Origin of the sequence: Phaeovulum molybdatiresistens (assembly GCF_023544865.1) — a bacterium.
GTDB lineage: Bacteria > Pseudomonadota > Alphaproteobacteria > Rhodobacterales > Rhodobacteraceae > Pontitalea.
Genome location: NZ_JAMJFX010000023.1, coordinates 1 through 15,110, shown reverse-complemented (window position 1 = coordinate 15,110; position 15,110 = coordinate 1). Strand labels below are relative to the sequence as shown.

The 15,110-nt window shown below is 71.3% G+C and carries 15 protein-coding genes and 1 riboswitch; of the genes, 5 read left to right on the top strand and 10 right to left on the bottom strand.

Annotated features, from left to right (window positions below):
* Positions 1-2: 2 nt before the first annotated feature.
* Genes MXB90_RS14010 through MXB90_RS13990 form a run of 5 tightly spaced genes read right to left on the bottom strand, consistent with a single transcriptional unit; the run spans position 3 to position 6,429 of the window.
* Entirely contained in the window at positions 3-632 is a 630-nt protein-coding gene (locus MXB90_RS14010) for a precorrin-8X methylmutase (RefSeq protein ID WP_250045936.1), read from the bottom strand.
* A complete protein-coding gene (gene cobG / locus MXB90_RS14005; RefSeq protein ID WP_250045934.1) occupies positions 633-1,769 on the bottom strand; it encodes a precorrin-3B synthase in 1,137 nt (378 codons plus the stop codon).
* Positions 1,766-5,011 carry a cobaltochelatase subunit CobN gene (gene cobN / locus MXB90_RS14000; protein WP_250045933.1) on the bottom strand — a complete coding sequence of 1,082 codons (3,246 nt, stop codon included), beginning with the start codon at positions 5,009-5,011 and terminating at the stop codon, positions 1,766-1,768. The genes cobG and cobN overlap by 4 nt, the downstream gene beginning before the upstream one ends.
* The gene (gene cobW, locus MXB90_RS13995) at positions 5,011-6,057 is read right to left on the bottom strand and encodes a cobalamin biosynthesis protein CobW (protein ID WP_250045931.1); all 1,047 of its coding nucleotides are present in this window, start codon (positions 6,055-6,057) and stop codon (positions 5,011-5,013) included. The genes cobN and cobW overlap by 1 nt, the downstream gene beginning before the upstream one ends.
* A 3-nt stretch (positions 6,058-6,060) precedes the next feature.
* Positions 6,061-6,429 carry a DUF1636 family protein gene (locus MXB90_RS13990; RefSeq protein WP_250045927.1) on the bottom strand — a complete coding sequence of 123 codons (369 nt, stop codon included), beginning with the start codon at positions 6,427-6,429 and terminating at the stop codon, positions 6,061-6,063.
* A gap of 94 nt (positions 6,430-6,523) precedes the next feature.
* Positions 6,524-6,732: riboswitch (cobalamin riboswitch) on the bottom strand.
* Positions 6,733-6,773: 41 nt separating this feature from the next.
* Here MXB90_RS13990 and cobO point away from each other — a divergent pair.
* Positions 6,774-7,415: a cob(I)yrinic acid a,c-diamide adenosyltransferase gene (gene cobO / locus MXB90_RS13985; protein WP_250045926.1), complete on the top strand. Its 642-nt coding sequence runs from the start codon at positions 6,774-6,776 to the stop codon at positions 7,413-7,415.
* A 264-nt stretch (positions 7,416-7,679) separates the two neighbouring features.
* Positions 7,680-9,125 (top strand): cobyric acid synthase, encoded by a 1,446-nt coding sequence (locus MXB90_RS13980; protein ID WP_250045924.1) that lies wholly within the window; start codon positions 7,680-7,682, stop codon positions 9,123-9,125.
* Here MXB90_RS13980 and bluB read toward each other — a convergent pair.
* Genes bluB through MXB90_RS13955 form a run of 5 tightly spaced genes read right to left on the bottom strand, consistent with a single transcriptional unit; the run spans position 9,122 to position 13,011 of the window.
* Positions 9,122-9,745: a 5,6-dimethylbenzimidazole synthase gene (gene bluB / locus MXB90_RS13975; RefSeq protein ID WP_250045922.1), complete on the bottom strand. Its 624-nt coding sequence runs from the start codon at positions 9,743-9,745 to the stop codon at positions 9,122-9,124. The two genes, MXB90_RS13980 and bluB, sit on opposite strands and share 4 nt — an antisense overlap.
* Complete coding sequence (gene cobD / locus MXB90_RS13970) at positions 9,742-10,707, bottom strand: threonine-phosphate decarboxylase CobD (RefSeq protein ID WP_250045921.1); 966 nt, start codon at positions 10,705-10,707, stop codon at positions 9,742-9,744. Before cobD ends, bluB begins: the two co-directional genes overlap by 4 nt.
* Positions 10,707-11,645 (bottom strand): adenosylcobinamide-phosphate synthase CbiB, encoded by a 939-nt coding sequence (gene cbiB, locus MXB90_RS13965; protein ID WP_250045920.1) that lies wholly within the window; start codon positions 11,643-11,645, stop codon positions 10,707-10,709. Before cbiB ends, cobD begins: the two co-directional genes overlap by 1 nt.
* The gene (locus tag MXB90_RS13960) at positions 11,642-12,439 is read right to left on the bottom strand and encodes a propanediol utilization protein (protein ID WP_250045915.1); all 798 of its coding nucleotides are present in this window, start codon (positions 12,437-12,439) and stop codon (positions 11,642-11,644) included. Before MXB90_RS13960 ends, cbiB begins: the two co-directional genes overlap by 4 nt.
* Positions 12,436-13,011, bottom strand: a complete 576-nt coding sequence (locus MXB90_RS13955) for a histidine phosphatase family protein (protein ID WP_250045913.1) — start codon at positions 13,009-13,011, stop codon at positions 12,436-12,438. Before MXB90_RS13955 ends, MXB90_RS13960 begins: the two co-directional genes overlap by 4 nt.
* Before the next feature lie 67 nt (positions 13,012-13,078).
* Here MXB90_RS13955 and cobU point away from each other — a divergent pair, with 67 nt between their 5' ends.
* From cobU to MXB90_RS13940, 3 genes are all read left to right on the top strand, one after another.
* Positions 13,079-13,582 carry a bifunctional adenosylcobinamide kinase/adenosylcobinamide-phosphate guanylyltransferase gene (gene cobU / locus MXB90_RS13950; protein ID WP_250045909.1) on the top strand — a complete coding sequence of 168 codons (504 nt, stop codon included), beginning with the start codon at positions 13,079-13,081 and terminating at the stop codon, positions 13,580-13,582.
* Entirely contained in the window at positions 13,579-14,586 is a 1,008-nt protein-coding gene (gene cobT, locus MXB90_RS13945) for a nicotinate-nucleotide--dimethylbenzimidazole phosphoribosyltransferase (RefSeq protein WP_250045907.1), read from the top strand. The genes cobU and cobT overlap by 4 nt, the downstream gene beginning before the upstream one ends.
* Positions 14,583-15,110: adenosylcobinamide-GDP ribazoletransferase (locus MXB90_RS13940; RefSeq protein WP_250045906.1), on the top strand; the 528-nt coding region annotated here is incomplete at its 3' end. The genes cobT and MXB90_RS13940, both read left to right, overlap by 4 nt.

Below are 15,110 nucleotides of genomic sequence, written 5' to 3'. Positions count from 1 at the left end.
GATTACTCCTTCCGGCTGGCAAGGGCGTTGACCGCGGCCACGGTAATGGCCGATCCGCCCAGACGCCCCTCAACGATCACGCTTGGCACCGGCGCCGCAGCGATCAGCGCGGCCTTGGATTCCGCCGCGCCGATAAAGCCCACCGGGCATCCGATGATCGCGGCGGGGCGCGGGCAGGCGGGGTCTTCCAGCATGTTCAACAGGTGGAACAACGCGGTCGGCGCATTGCCGATCGCCACCACCGCGCCGGCCAGATGCGGGCGCCACAGTTCCAGCGCCGCAGCCGATCGCGTGTTGCCCATCGCGCGGGCCATTTCAGGCACGGCGGGGTCGTGCAGGGTGCAGATCACCGCATTGCCCGCGGGCAGACGCGCGCGGGTGATCCCCTCGGACACCATCCGCGCATCGCACAGGATCGGCGCCCCCGCCTCCAGCGCGGCGCGCGCGGCAATGGCCATGCCGGGGGTAAAGCGGACATGGCGTTCCAGCCCCACCATCCCGGCGGCATGGATCATGCGCACCACCACCACCTCTTCCTCGGGGGTGAAGCGGGCCAGATCGGCCTCGGCGCGGATCGTGGCGAAGGACTGTTCGTAGATCTTCGCGCCGTCCTTTTCATAGACATGGGGCATTCAGGAAAACTCCGGTAAATCGGGCAGCTCGGCGGGGGACAGGCCGCGCCGGGCGGGGCTGTCCTGGGCGGTGCCATTCGTGATCAGATCAAATCCTTGCGCAGTCGCCACCAGCGTCAGCCCCGCGCGCGCGGGCCAGGCGCAGCCCTTGGCACAGCCCGCCACATGCAGCACCCGGCCCCCGCGCACAAGGGGCGCCAGTGTGCGGGCCAGCGGCCGGGTCGGCCCCGCCGCCTGCAGACAGCCGGGCGCGCCGGTGCAGGCATAGACCCGCAACAGCGGATCGGCGGGGTCGGTGATCAGCCCCGCGATCTGCGGCAGCGCGGCCAGACCTTCGACCAGCACCATCCGCCAAGGCGTGATCCGCAAGGGCCCCAGCCCGCCAAGGGCGGCAAAGGTTTCCGCCTGCATCTGGCCAAACTCAAAGGCCACAAGCGCGCCTTGCGGGCACAGCCCCGGCCCCGGCGGCGGGGCTGCGGGCGCGGGCGCCACGGTGCCGGCCAGTGCACCTTCGGGCCGGGCGCCGCGCGCAATCAGCGCCGCCATCCGGCCGCGCCCCTGCTGCACCCCGCCCGCCGCCACGAACCAGTGCGCCAACGCAATGGCGGCAGCGGGGGCCGAGCTTTCGGTCACCGACGCGCCCCGATCCATGCCCGCCGCACGCAGGATCAACCCCCCATCCGCATCCCGTTCCAGCCGGATATCGGCGGGCGTGCCCGCCATGACCGGCGCGGGGCCGGTATCCACCATGAAGCCGAACTTGCCCGGCAGCACCGGCGCATCGGCCAAGGCCGCGCCAAGCGCCTCGGCCAGCGCATCGGTCCGTGCATCGGCAAAGGGCGTCACGATCAGGTTGCGCCGCGCTTCGGCGGCGGGATCGGCGTCGATCAGGCCCAGTCCCGCCAGATCGGCGATCAGCCGCGGGTGGCTGTCAGGCGTCACCCCGCGCAGCTGCACATTGGCCCGCCCCGACAGGTCGATCAACCCGTTGCCATGCGCCCGCGCCGCCGCCGCAATGCCCGCCGCCTGCGCCGGGGTGATCCGCCCCCCCACCGGGCGCACCCGCACCACCAGCCCATCGCCCGAGGCCATCGGCCGAAGCGCGCCGGGGCACCATCCCTGCACGGCAAAGCTCATACCCCGTCCTCCAGCGTGGCGGCGATGGAATTGCGCCGCGTCTGCCACAGCCCCGCCGCGGCCAGCCGTTGGAACAGATCGCGCATCGCCGCCAGCGCGCCGGGGTTTTCGCGCGCCATGAAATCCACGATCTCGGGGCGGCCCAGGGTCGCGTCATGATACAGGTCGAACAGATGCGCGGGCACCACCTGGGCCAGCTGCGCAAAGGCCGCCAGATGATCCAGCGTCGCCGCAATTTCAGCCGCGCCGCGATAGCCATGGCGCATCATGCCATCGGCCCATTCGGGGGCTGCGGCGCGCGCACGCACAACACGGGCAATTTCCTCGGTCAAGTTGCGGGCGCGCGGGCGGTCGGGCTGCGTCGCATCCATGTGATAGAGCGCCGGCGCCGCCGCACCCAGCCGCGCCAATGCCGCGGCAAAGCCCGCCTCATGCGCGGCGTAATCCGCCGCCAGCAACAGATCGGATTCGGGCAGATCCTGCGCGTGAACGAAACTGTCTGCCTGCCGCAGACGCGATTCCAGCCCGGCGCGGTCGGCCCGCGCCACGCCATCCGCCCCGATCGCCCAGCTGGACGCCGCCATCCAGGCCTCACCCGCCGCAGCACGGGCCGCAGCCGTGAACTCGGCGGTCACATCGCCAAGGCCCAGCCCATATTGCCCCGGCTGCGGCCCAAAGACCCGCGCCGTGCGGGCGCGGTAGGGGTTGTCCTCGGACGCCTCATCCCGCGCGGCCAGCGCCGCCGCCCCGGTTTCAAACAGCTGCGCAAGGCCCGGGAAAACATCCCGGAACAGGCCCGACACCCGCAGCGTCACATCGATGCGCGGCCGCCCCAGCAGCGCCAGCGGCACCACCTCGACGCCGGAAACCCGCGCCGCGCCCTCATCCCAGACCGGCTTCAGGCCCGCCAGATGCAGCGCCATGGCGAATTCCTCGCCCGCGGTGCGCATCGTCGCACTGCCCCACAGATCGACGACCAGCCCCCGGGGCCAGTCGCCATGATCCTGCAAATGCCGGCGCAACAGCTCTTCGGCCAGCTTCACGCCCTGCGCATGCGCCGCGCGGCTGGGCACCGCGCGCGGATCGACGGAAAACAGGTTGCGCCCCGTGGGCAGCACATCCGACCGCCCCCGCGCCGGGCTGCCCGAGGGTCCGGGCGCGACCCGCCGCCCGGCCAGCGCCGCCGACAGCCCCGCGCGTTCGGCCGCCCCGCAGGCCCCCTGCCCCAGCACATGCAACCCCTCGCCGAACTGGCTTTCCTTGATGTCGCAGACAAAGCGGTCGATGCGGGTGATCGCCTCGGCGGCACTGGCGGCGGCGGGGATGCCCAGGTCATCCTCGACGCCGCTGGCGCGGGCCTCATCCCGAATATCGGCGATCAGCCGGTCGCGCCGCGCCGGGTCCAACCCGTCGGCGGTGGAATATTCATCCAGCAGCCGTTCCAGCCGCACCATGCCCGCAGGCACCGTTGCCGCCACCATCGGCGGGGGCAGATGGCCCAGCGTCACCGCCCCGATCCGGCGCTTGGCCTGCGCGGCCTCGCCGGGGTCATTGACGATGAAGGGATAGATCACCGGAACCGGGCCGATCAGCGCCTCGGGCCAGCAGGCATCGGACAGCGCCACCGCCTTGCCCGGCAGCCATTCCAGCGTGCCATGCGCGCCCATGTGGACCAGCGCGTCCATGCCCTGGGCGCGCAGCCACAGGTAAAAGGCCACATAGGCATGGCGCGGCACCCGGCCCAGGTCGTGATAGGCCGCATCGCGTTCGCCGGGCGCATCGCGTTCGGGCTGCAGCGCCAGCAAGACCCCCCCGCGCCAGATCGCGGCAAAGTGGAAGGCGCCATCGCGGCAGGCCGGGTCATCGCCGGGCGCGCCCCAGACCGCCGCCAGATCCGCCCGCAGCGGCGCGGGCAGGCGATCCAGCGCGGCCTGATATTCGGCCAGCGGCCAGGCAATGCGCGCCGTATCCAGCGCCTCGGGGTCGGGGCCGGGGGCGACCGCATGGCCCTCATCGGCCAGCTGATCCAGCAGCCCCCGGGCCGAGGCCAGCGCATCCAGCCCCACCGCATGGGCCATCTGCCAGGGACGGCCCGGATAGGTCGACAGCACCACCGCCAGCCGCCGATCCGCCGCGGGCGTCACCGCCAGCCGGTGCCAGGCCACGGCCCGGTCCAGCACCGCCGCGATCCGCCCCGCGTCCGCACGATGCGAAAACCGGGAATATTCCAGATCGGGGTCGCGCGGCTCGGGCGCCTTGAAGGACACGACCCCCGCGAACAGCCGCCCGTCCACCTCGGGCAGGACGACATGCATCGCCAGATCGGCGGGCGACAGGCCACGTTCCGCCCCCGCCCAATCCCGCCGCCGCGCCGAGGACAGGGCCACCTGAAACACCGGACAGGCAAATCGGTCAACGGGCGTCGCGCCATCGGCCCCCTGGGCGGAAAAGGCGGTGGCATTGATCACCAGCGCGGGCGCCCGCCCATCCAGCGCGGTTTCCAGCCAATCGCCAAACCCCGCGGCCTTCAGCGAGGGCGCAAAGACCCCATAGGCCGCAAAGCCCCGCGCACGCAGCCCCGCGATCAGCGCATCGACCGGCGCCAGATCCGCCGCCGTCAGATAGGACCGATAGAAGCTGACCAACGCCAGCGGCCCCGACCCCGGTTGCGGCGGCGCGGCCAGGACACCCGCATCGGGGTCATAAAACCCCATCGCGGGCATGCTTTTGTCCCCCGGCACCGGCCCCGCATAAAGGCCCGAGGCCAGCGCCAGCTGTGCCAGCGCGGCCTGCGCCGCGACGGCGCCGCCCGCATCACACAGATCCTTCAGCCGCCGCAACGTCGAGACCGGCAGGGTTGACAGCTGATCCAGCCGCGCATCCACCCGCCCGTCCGCCGGCAGCACCGCCAGCGCGATCCCCTTGCGCCGCGCCAGATCCTGCACCGAGGCCAGCCCATAGGGCCAATAGGCCTCGCCGCCGATCAGCCGGATCAGGATGCCCCTGGCCCCCGACAGCGTGTTTTCGACATAGGTATCAACGGAAATCGGATGGCGCAGCGCCACCAGATTGGCCAGCCGCAACGTTGGCAGCGCCCCCCCCGACCGCCGCCAACCCGCCGCGAAAGCGCCCAGGTCACTGTCGGAAAACGACAGCACCACCAGATCCGCGGGCCGCTGCCCCAGATCGGTCGGAACCTCGGTTTCCTCCAGCCCGTGGCTTTCGCGGAAGACGACATGCATCAGCCGGCGACACCTTCCATCAGCACCGCGCGGATCGCGCCCTCATCCACATCATGATGTTCGGCAATCACCACCAGCGCGGATCGGCGCGGATCGGCACCCCAGGGGCGGTCGAACTGATGGCGGACGCGTTCGCCCACCGCCTGCACCAGCATCCGCATCGGCTTGCCCGCCACCGCCACATGCCCCTTGACGCGCAGGATCTTCTGCTCTCGCGCCAGCCGTTCGATCGCGGCCACCAACGCGGCCGGATCGGCCACTTCGGGCAGGTCGATCACCACCGTGTCGAAATCGTCATGTTCATGGTCATCGGCCCCGTCGTGATGGCTGGGCCGCGCGGCCAGGTCATCCTCGGCCGCAGCCCCAAGCCCCAGGATCAGCCGCGGGTCGATCACCCCTTCGCTTAACGGCAGGATCGGCAGCGGGCGCGGCGCCTCGGCCTCAATCACCGCGCGCGCGGCGGCCAGCCCCGCCTCGCCCGCCAGATCGGCCTTGGACAACAGCACGATATCGGCACAGGCGATCTGATCCTCGAACACCTCGGACAGCGGGGTTTCATGATCCAGGCTTTCATCGGCGGCGCGCTGCGCCTCGACCGCATCGACATCGGGGGCAAAACGCCCCGCCGCCACCGCCTCGGCATCGGCCAGGGCGATCACCCCGTCCACCGTGATCCGCGACCGGATCGCCGGCCAGTCGAACGCCTTCAGCAGCGGCTTGGGCAGCGCCAGCCCCGAGGTTTCGATCAGGATGTGATCGGGGCGAACCGGGCGCGCCATCAGCGCCTCGATCGTGGGGATGAAATCATCGGCCACGGTGCAGCAGATGCAGCCATTGGCCAGCTCGACGATATTTTCATCGGGGCAGTTCTCATCGGCGCATTGGCGCAGGATTTCGCCATCGACCCCGACGGTGCCAAATTCATTGACCAGAACGGCCAGCTTGCGACCCTGCGGATTGGCCATAAGATGGCGGATCAGCGTGGTCTTGCCCGCGCCCAGAAAGCCGGTGATGACAGTGACGGGGATTTTGGTCAGATCGGACATGGCTCACTCCTGCGGGGGGATTCGGGCAAGGCTCTGCTTGCGAAAGATCTCGGGCCGTTCGCGCCAGGGCACCAGCCCGTCGGCGCTTGCAGCATAACGCGCGGCCCCCTCAAGGATCGCCGCGGCATCGGCTTCGGACAGCCGGCCATAAACATAGGACCACTTGCCCGGCGCGCTCAGCGCGACCGAACAGCCCTGTGAACAGGCCGACAGGCATTCGACCGGGCGGATATCCACCCCCTCGGGCGCGGGTGCGGACAACAGCGCCGCAACCAGCCGCGCGCCCGGGCGCACCGCATCCCCCGCGTCGGACCCCGGCGCGTCCCCGGCCGCGGCGCGGCAGGTCTGGCAGACATATAGCGTGGCGGCCATGGCCCCTCCTTGCCTGGGCCAGAAGGGCGGCGCCAGGGACAAAGGCGGCCCGCGGCGCGCTTTTGCCCTCCGGTCGCGGAACACCCCGTCCGCCCGTAAACATCCCGCGCTGGCAGGTCTCCCGGCTTGCGGATCCAGGGTTTCCCCAACGGGCGCCCGCCTTCCCGGCCGATCGGGCCAGTGGCATCGGGCGACCTTTCCGGTCACGGTCGCGGGGGCGGCTGCGCTTCAGGTTTGCCCGCAAACCCTGTCGCATTCCCTCTTCGCCTGTCATAAACAGGAACCAGCGCTCGGCCCCTGAGTGGGCGAGCCGCTCTCATTTGTCAAGAACGAGGACCGCCGCAATGACCGCCGAAAGCGACAGCCCCGCTGGACCCGACAGCCCCGATGCCGACCGCCACGCCGCGAAGATGGCCAAGAAAAAGGCCGCGCGCGACAAGATCATGGCCACCAAGTCCGGCGAGAAAGGGCTGATCATCGTCCATACCGGGGCGGGCAAGGGCAAATCCTCATCCGGGTTTGGCATGATTCTGCGCTGCATCGCCCATGGCATGCCCTGCGCGGTGGTGCAGTTCATCAAGGGCGCCTGGGATACCGGCGAACGCCGCCTGCTGACCGAACATTTCGGCGATCTGTGCCAGTTCCACGCGATGGGCGAGGGCTTTACCTGGGAAACCCAGGACCGCGACCGCGACATCGCCGCCGCCCGCGCCGGCTGGGAAAAGGCCAAGGAGCTGATCCGCAACCCCGACATCCGCATGGTGCTTCTGGATGAAATCAACATCGCCCTGCGCTATGACTATCTGGATCTGGCCGAGGTGCTGGATTTCCTGCAACGCGAAAAGCCGCTGCTGACCCATGTCGTCCTGACCGGTCGCAACGCCGCCGAGGTCCTGATCGAGGCGGCCGATCTGGTCACCGAGATGACCCTGATCAAGCACCCGTTCCGGTCCGGCATCAAGGGCCAGCCGGGCGTCGAATTCTGATCCCCGCACCGGGGGCGCCGCCCCCGGACCCCCGAGGTATTTTCGGCAAGATGAAAGCAGGAATTTCTTAACGATGTTCGGCCAATCTGCCCCTGCGGTACAGGGAGAGGTCCCGATGACCGTGCAAGGTGAAAGCGCCGCGTCTCCCCCGGATCACCGGCCCGAGGCGCGGCGCCCCTGTCCGGCGCCTGCATTCATCTTGCCCCCAAATACCTCCGCCGGAGGCTTCCGCAGGCGACGTGCGTGCCACGCCGGGGGGATGCGATGACGGCGCTGATGATCCAGGGCACCGGGTCGAACGTGGGCAAGTCCATGCTGGTCGCCGGGCTGTGCCGGGCGGCGTGGCGACGCGGGATCGCCGTGGCGCCGTTCAAGCCGCAGAACATGTCCAACAATGCCGCCGTCACCGCCGATGGCGGCGAAATCGGGCGCGCACAGGCGTTGCAGGCGCTGGCCTGCGGGCTTGAACCGGTGACCGACATGAACCCGATCCTGCTGAAGCCCGAAAGCGAGGTCGGTTCGCAGGTGGTGGTGCAGGGCAAGCGGCTGACCACCGTGCGCGCGCGCGACTATGCCCGGCTGAAACCGCAACTGATGGGCGCGGTGCTGGACAGTTTCCGCAGGCTTTCGGCGGCCCATGATCTGGTGCTGGTCGAGGGCGCGGGTTCGCCGGCCGAGGTGAACCTGCGGGCGGGCGATATTGCCAACATGGGCTTTGCCCGCGCCGCCGATCTGCCCGTGGTGCTGGCCGGCGACATCGACCGCGGCGGCGTGATCGCGCAGATGATCGGCACCCAGGCGGTGCTGGACCCGGCCGATGCGGCGATGGTCGCGGGGTTCCTGATCAACAAGTTCCGCGGCGATCCGCGGCTGTTCGACGATGGCTACCACCTGATCCAGGCGCGCACCGGCTGGCGTGGCTTTGGCGTGCTGCCCTGGTTTCCCGCCGCCCACCGCCTGCCGGCCGAGGATGCGCTGGATCTGTCCTCGGGCCCCGCGACGGGGGGCGTCAAGATCGCCTGCCTGACCCTGTCGCGCATCGCCAATTTCGACGATCTCGACCCGCTGGCCGCCGAACCCGGGGTGTCGCTGGTGATGGTCCGCCCCGGCCAGGCGATCCCGGCGGATGCCCGGCTGGTCATCCTGCCCGGCACCAAATCGACCCGCGCCGATCTGGATTTCCTGCGCGCCCAAGGCTGGGACATCGACCTGATGGCGCATTACCGGCGCGGCGGGCATGTGCTGGGCATCTGCGGCGGCTATCAGATGCTGGGTCAGTCCGTCGCCGACCCCGAGGGGATTGAGGGCCCGCCCGGTGAGACCCCGGGCCTTGGGCTTCTGGACGTGACAACCGTGATGACCCCCGACAAGCGGCTGACCCGCACCCAGGCGCGCCATGCCGCGACCGGGCTGGCCGTCGAGGGCTATGAAATCCATATCGGCGCGACCTCGGGCCCCGATCGCGCGCGCCCCTTCGCCTGGATCGACGGCCAGCCCGAAGGCGCAATCTCGGCCTGTGGCCGCGTCACGGGCAGCTATCTGCACGGGCTTTTCGCCGCCGATGCCTTTCGCGCGGCCTGTCTTGCGCAGTGGGGGGCGCAGGCATCGGGGCAATCGCATGCCGCGGTGGTCGAACAGACGCTGGAGGCGCTGGCCGATCATCTTGAGGCGCATCTGGATGTGCCGGGCCTGCTGGCCTTGGCGCGTTAGCGGTCCTGCCACCAGCTGGGCAGGTTTTCCTGCCAGCCCGCGCGATGCAGCAGCGGCGTATCATCGGTGAATTCCGGATAGCCCAGGCACAGATAGGCCGCGAATTCCCAATCCGCGGGCACGGCAAAGATCGCCTCGATCCGGCGCGGGTCCAGGATCGACACCATCCCCAGCCCAAGGTTTTCCACCCGCGCGGCCAGCCACAGGCTGTGGATCGCCATCGCCGTGGACTGGCGCAGCGTTTCGGGCATGGTGGCGCGGCCAAGGCCATGGCCCGCCGCCGGATCGGTGACGGTAAAGACCGCCAGCTGTTCGGGCGCGGCGTCCAGACCCGCCAGCTTCAGCGCGGCATAGCTGTCGCGCCGTGAACCGGCATAGCCCTGCGCCGCGTCCGCATTGCAGCGCGCGAATTCGGCGCGCACGGCCGCGCGCAGCGCGCCATCGCGCACCCGGATCACCCGCCAGGGCCGCGCATTGCCCACCGAAGGCGCCGCATCCATCGCCGCGACCAGACCCTGCAGCACCGGCGCGGGCACCGGATCGGGGCGGAAATGGCGCACATCGCGCCGCCAGCGCAGGATGGCGCGCAGCGTGTCGCGGTCTTCGGGACCAAAGATCATGGCGTGGCCAGCGCGCGGGCCAGCAGGTCCCATTCCGCCGTGCTTCCGGGCAGGCCCAGCCTGATCCAGCGGGGCGAATAGGGAAAAATCCGGCTCCAGATCCGGTGGCGCGCCAGACGGTCCTGCGCCGCGGCGGCATCGGGCGTGTCATAGGTGCGAAAGAGCGCGGTGCCACCGACCAGCGCCCAGCCTGCGGCTGCGGCCAGCGCATCGATCTGCACCGCCTCTTGCGCCAGCCGGGCGATGGTGGCCCTGCGCCAGGCATCATCGGCCAGCGCCAAGCGGCCGATTTCCAGTGCGGCGCCGCAGACCGGCCAGGGCCCGGCCATTTCTTCCAGCCGGGCCACGGTGTCGGCCTCGGCAAAGGCAAAGCCCAGCCGCAGGCCCGCCAACCCCCAAAACTTGCCGAAAGATCGCAGCACGACCAGCCCCGGCACCGCGCCCGCCGCCGCGATCAGCGAAAGGTCGGGGTCGGCATCGGCAAAGCTTTCATCGACCACCAGCCGCCCCACCTGCCCCGCCAGCGCGCGCAGCGCGTCGGGCGCGTGGCGGCGGCCATCGGGGTTGTTGGGGTTGACCACCACCGCTAGATCGGCCCCCGCCAGATCCGCCAATTCCCCCACCTCTTGCACCTGCCAACCGGCGGCGCGCAGATTGGCGGCATGTTCGTTATAGGTGGGCGCCAGCACCCGGGCACGCCCCACCGGGCCCAGCCGCGGCAGCATCTGAATGGCCGCCTGCGCACCCGCCAGCGCAAGCCCCGGCGCATCCGTGCCAAAGGCCGCGCGGGCGGCGGCCATCAGCGCCGCCTTGGCCGAGGCGGTGGGCAGATCGGTCCAGGCCGCGCGCGGCAGGTCCGGCACCGGCCAGGGACAGCGGTTGATCCCGGTGGACAGATCGACCCAATCCGTCCCGCCATAGCGCGCCCTTGCCCAGTCGATATTGCCGCCGTGATCGCGCATCACATCCCCATCCAGGCCAGCGCCCCGACCAGCGCCGCCAAAGCCAACATCGCGCGGACATAAAGCGCAAGCCCCCGGCGCAGATCGGCGGGCGTCGGGTCCGGGCAGGCGCCGTTCAGCCAGGGCTCATCCGCCACCCGGTCGCCATAGACCCGCGGCCCCGACAGCCGCACCCCCAGCGCGCCCGCCATCGCCGCCTCGGGCCAGCCGGCATTGGGCGACCGATGCGCCCGCGCATCGCGCCCCATCACCGCCAGCGCGCCCCGCGCCCGGCCCGAAACGGCGGCAAAGATCACCCCCGTCAGCCGCGCCGGGATCAGGTTCGCACCATCGTCGATCCGGGCCGAGGCCCAGCCGAAGGCCTCATGCCGGGGGGTGCGGTGACCGATCATCGAATCCAGCGTGTTGATCGCCTTGTAGGCCGCAATCCCCGGCAGGCCCGCGACCACGCCCCAGAACAGCGGCGCCACGATCCCGTCGGAACTGTTCTCGGCCAGGCTTTCCAGCGCGGCACGCGCCACCCCCGCCTGATCCAGCTGTGCCGGATCGCGCCCCACGATCATCGCAACCGCGCCCCGCGCGGCGTCCAGATCGCCCGCGCCCAGGGGCCGCGCCACCGCCGCCACATGATCATGCATTGACCGCAACGCCACCAGTGGCCACGCCAGAACCCCGCCGATGACAATGCCCGGCCAGCCCGCGGGCAGCACGGCCTGCGCCACCAGCCCCGCCGTTGCGGCAAGGCCGATCACCACCCCCGCCGCCGCCACCCCGCGCAGCCGCCGCCGCTTGCCCGCCACGTTCCAGCGCCGGTCCAGCGCAGCGATCAGCGCGCCGATCCAGGTCACCGGATGACCGATGCGCGCATAAAGCGCGGCAGGCCAGCCCAGCAGCAGATCCAGGCCCATCGCCACCAGCATCATCGCGGCAAAACTCATCCCATCCCCCCCCGAAACCGGATCAGCCCGCGCAGCCCCGCCGCCCGCAGCGCCGCCTCGGCCCCCGGCGGCACGGTGCCGGGCGCAAAGATCAGGCCCCGCGCGGCCCCGGTATGCGCCCGCATCCAGCCAAGCGCCCCAAGCCGCGCCGCAAGCCCCGCCACCGGATCGCCCAAAGGCCCGCGCAAGGCAAGGCTGCGCGCCGCACTTTCGCTGGCCAGCGCCGCAAACCCGGCCAGATCGCGCGTGCCATGCCATCGCGCCACCAGATCACTGATGTCCGGAAAGGCCTGATCCGCGGCCCGGGTCCGCACCGGCCCGCCCCAGAACCCGCCCAGCACCTCATGGCGCGGCAGCGCGGGCAGCGCCGCCACGATCCGCCCTTCGCGCGACGCCCAAAGCAGCCGTTCAGGCGCGGCGAACATCAGCGGGTCCGACGCGCCCTCGGCCCCGACACAAGCCCGCGCCAGAACCCCCGCAGGCCCGTCCCAATCCGCCAGCCGCGCCAGCGCCACAAGGCTGGCGGTGGACACGCCCGTGCCAAGCCCCGGCGCCACCCGCGCCCGCATCACCACGCGCCCCCGCAGCGACAGGCCCAGCCGCGCCAGAAAATCCCGCGCCCGCGCCGGGCTGATGCCCGCACCATGCAGCGCCAGCCCCGCGCCCGGCCGGTGCCAGGCCAGAACCCCCAGGCCCGGCGCCGGCATCGTGATCAGGACAACCGGCCCCGCAGGCCCCAGCCGCCCCTGCATCCATTCGCCGAAATGCCCCGCAACCCGCTGCCCCCCCGTCATGCAAAGACCCGGTTGACCTCGGCCACCGCCCAAGCACCACCGGGCAGCGCCAGAATGCGCGTCAGCGACAGCGGCGCCACCTGAAATGCCAGCGCCCCGGGCACCGCACCCGTGGCCCGCGCCAGCGCGGCGCGCACCACGCCCGCATGGGCCACCACCGCGACCCGGCCCCCCAGGCCCGCCGCCGTTTCCAGCGCAGGCGCCACGCGGGCGCACAGATCGGCGAAACTTTCGCCCCCCGGCGGGCGATGCGCGGCCAGATCCCGCGCCGTCAGATCGCCCAGATCGGGCAGATCGGCATAGGCCATCCCCTCCCAGCTGCCGAAATCCTGTTCCCACAGGCGCGGGTCCAGCTGCGGCGCCACACCGGGCCACAGCGCGCCTGCGGTCTGACGACAGCGCAGCGCGGGGCTGGCCACGACCGCCACATCCCCCACCGCATCACGCAACCCCGCCAGCGCCGCCGCACCCGACAGATCGGCCGCCACATCGCGCCGCCCCGCCAGCCGCCCGCCGTCAAGCGCCGGCGCATGGCGGATCAGCATCAGTTCGCTCGCCCCCCCAGCCCGCATCGTCGCATTTCTCCTTCCGTGTCGGCGCCATTTCTGCTTTGTCAGCGCGCAAGGAACAAGAGGCACGATGACACGCATCATCCTGATCACCGGCGGCGCCCGATCGGGCAAAAGCACCCTGGCCGAGGCGCGCACCCTGCAGCTGGGTCGCCCTGCGGCCTATATCGCGACCGCGCAGGCCTTTGACAGCGAAATGGAAGACCGCATCGCCACCCATCAGGCCCGGCGCGGCGCTGACTGGATCACCCATGCCGAACCGCTGGATCTGGTCGGCGCGCTGGCGGCCACCGATGGCCGGCCGCGGCTCGTCGATTGCCTGACGCTGTGGCTGACCAACCTGATGCTGGGCGGGCATGACTGGCGCGCGGCGGCCCAGGCACTGCTGGCCGCCCTGCCCCGGCAGGAATCCCCCGTGGTCTTTGTGACCAATGAGGTCGGCCTGGGCATCGTCCCCGACAACCGCCTGGCCCGCGATTTCCGCGATGCGGCGGGCTATCTGAATCAATGGGTCGCCGCGGCGGCGGATGAGGTCACCCTTGCCGTCGCGGGCCTGCCACTGAAGGTGAAATGATGCATATCTCCTCGCTTGCCGATATCGCCGGCCTTGCCGAAACCCTGCCCGGGGCGGATGAACCCGCCCGCGCCGCCGCCCTTGCACGCCAGAACAGCCTGACCAAGCCGCCCGGATCGCTGGGCCGGCTTGAGGATCTGGCCCTGTTCATGGCCGCCTGGCGCGCCACCGCACAGCCCGTCATCGCGCGCGCGCAGGCGCTGGTCTTTGCCGGAAACCACGGCATCTGCGCCCAGGGCGTCAACCCCTACCCGCAAGAGGTGACCGCGCAGATGGTCGCCAATTTCCAGGCCGGCGGCGCCGCGATCAACCAGCTGTGCCGCGTGAACGGCGCCGATCTGGGCGTGATCGCGCTGGATCTTGACCGCCCCACCGCCGATTTCACCACCGCCCCCGCCATGACCGAGGCCGAGACGCTGGCCGCCATGAACCGCGGCGCCGCCGCCGTGGACCCCGCCGCCGATGTGCTGATCCTGGGCGAAATGGGCATCGGCAATTCCACCATCGCCGCGGCGCTGGCCTGTGCGCTGTTTGGCGCCACGCCCGCCGACTGGGTCGGCCCCGGCACCGGGTCCGACGCGCAAGGCATCGCCCGCAAGATCACCGCGATCGACAAGGGCCTGGCGCGCCACACCGGCCTGTCGGCGATGGAAACACTGGCCGCCCTTGGCGGGCGCGAACAGGCCGCGATCTGCGGCGCGGTTCTGGCCGCGCGCGCCGCGCGCATACCGGTGATCCTGGATGGCTTCATCTGCACCGCCGCCGCGGCCACGCTGCATGCCGCCGATCCGCGGCTTCTGGACCACTGCCTGGTCGGCCACGCCTCGGCCGAGCCGGGCCACCGGCGGCTGATCGCCGCGCTTGGCAAGACCCCGGTGCTGGAATTCGACATGCGCCTGGGCGAGGGGTCAGGCGCGGCGCTGGCGCTTGGCATCCTGCGCGCGGCGCTGGAATGTCACAACGGCATGGCCACCTTTGGCGAAGCCGGGATCAGCGACGCATGACCGGCGCGGGGGCGGCCCGAACCCGGCTGGCGCAGGCACGGCTGGCGCTGATGCTGCTGACGCGCCTGCCCGCCGGGCGCCTGGGCGACCCCGTCCCGCCGATCGGCGCCTGCCTCTGGGCCTTTCCGCTTGCGGGCGCGGCGATCGGCCTGATCGGGGCGGGCCTGCTGGGCGCGGCCCTGTCGCTGGGCCTGCCGCCCACACTGGCCGCGGGGCTTGCGATCCTGGGGCAGGTTCTGGCCACCGGCGCGCTGCACGAAGACGGGCTGGCCGATCTGGCCGATGGCCTTTGGGGCGGGCGCGACCGCGCGCGCCGGCTGGAGATCATGCGCGATTCGCGCATCGGCAGCTATGGCGTGCTGGCGCTGATCGTATCGGTTGGGCTGCGCTGGCAGGCGCTGGCGGCGCTGGCGGGCCATGACCCGCGGCTGGCGGCGGCGGCGCTGATCGTACTGGCAATGGCCAGCCGGGTGGCGCCCGCCGCGCTGCTGGCCGCGCTTCCCGCCGCCCGTGCCGACGGGCTG

Excerpts from the sequence above, each read along its gene's own strand:
- MXB90_RS14010 (WP_250045936.1), bottom strand. The coding sequence starts at position 632 with ATGCCCCATGTCTATGAAAAGGACGGCGCGAAGATCTACGAACAGTCC.
- cobG (WP_250045934.1), bottom strand. The coding sequence starts at position 1,769 with ATGAGCTTTGCCGTGCAGGGATGGTGCCCCGGCGCGCTTCGGCCGATG.
- cobN (WP_250045933.1), bottom strand. The coding sequence starts at position 5,011 with ATGCATGTCGTCTTCCGCGAAAGCCACGGGCTGGAGGAAACCGAGGTT.
- cobW (WP_250045931.1), bottom strand. The coding sequence starts at position 6,057 with ATGTCCGATCTGACCAAAATCCCCGTCACTGTCATCACCGGCTTTCTG.
- MXB90_RS13990 (WP_250045927.1), bottom strand. The coding sequence starts at position 6,429 with ATGGCCGCCACGCTATATGTCTGCCAGACCTGCCGCGCCGCGGCCGGG.
- cobO (WP_250045926.1), top strand. The coding sequence starts at position 6,774 with ATGACCGCCGAAAGCGACAGCCCCGCTGGACCCGACAGCCCCGATGCC.
- MXB90_RS13980 (WP_250045924.1), top strand. The coding sequence starts at position 7,680 with ATGACGGCGCTGATGATCCAGGGCACCGGGTCGAACGTGGGCAAGTCC.
- bluB (WP_250045922.1), bottom strand. The coding sequence starts at position 9,745 with ATGATCTTTGGTCCCGAAGACCGCGACACGCTGCGCGCCATCCTGCGC.
- cobD (WP_250045921.1), bottom strand. The coding sequence starts at position 10,707 with ATGCGCGATCACGGCGGCAATATCGACTGGGCAAGGGCGCGCTATGGC.
- cbiB (WP_250045920.1), bottom strand. The coding sequence starts at position 11,645 with ATGAGTTTTGCCGCGATGATGCTGGTGGCGATGGGCCTGGATCTGCTG.
- MXB90_RS13960 (WP_250045915.1), bottom strand. The coding sequence starts at position 12,439 with ATGACGGGGGGGCAGCGGGTTGCGGGGCATTTCGGCGAATGGATGCAG.
- MXB90_RS13955 (WP_250045913.1), bottom strand. The coding sequence starts at position 13,011 with ATGCGGGCTGGGGGGGCGAGCGAACTGATGCTGATCCGCCATGCGCCG.
- cobU (WP_250045909.1), top strand. The coding sequence starts at position 13,079 with ATGACACGCATCATCCTGATCACCGGCGGCGCCCGATCGGGCAAAAGC.
- cobT (WP_250045907.1), top strand. The coding sequence starts at position 13,579 with ATGATGCATATCTCCTCGCTTGCCGATATCGCCGGCCTTGCCGAAACC.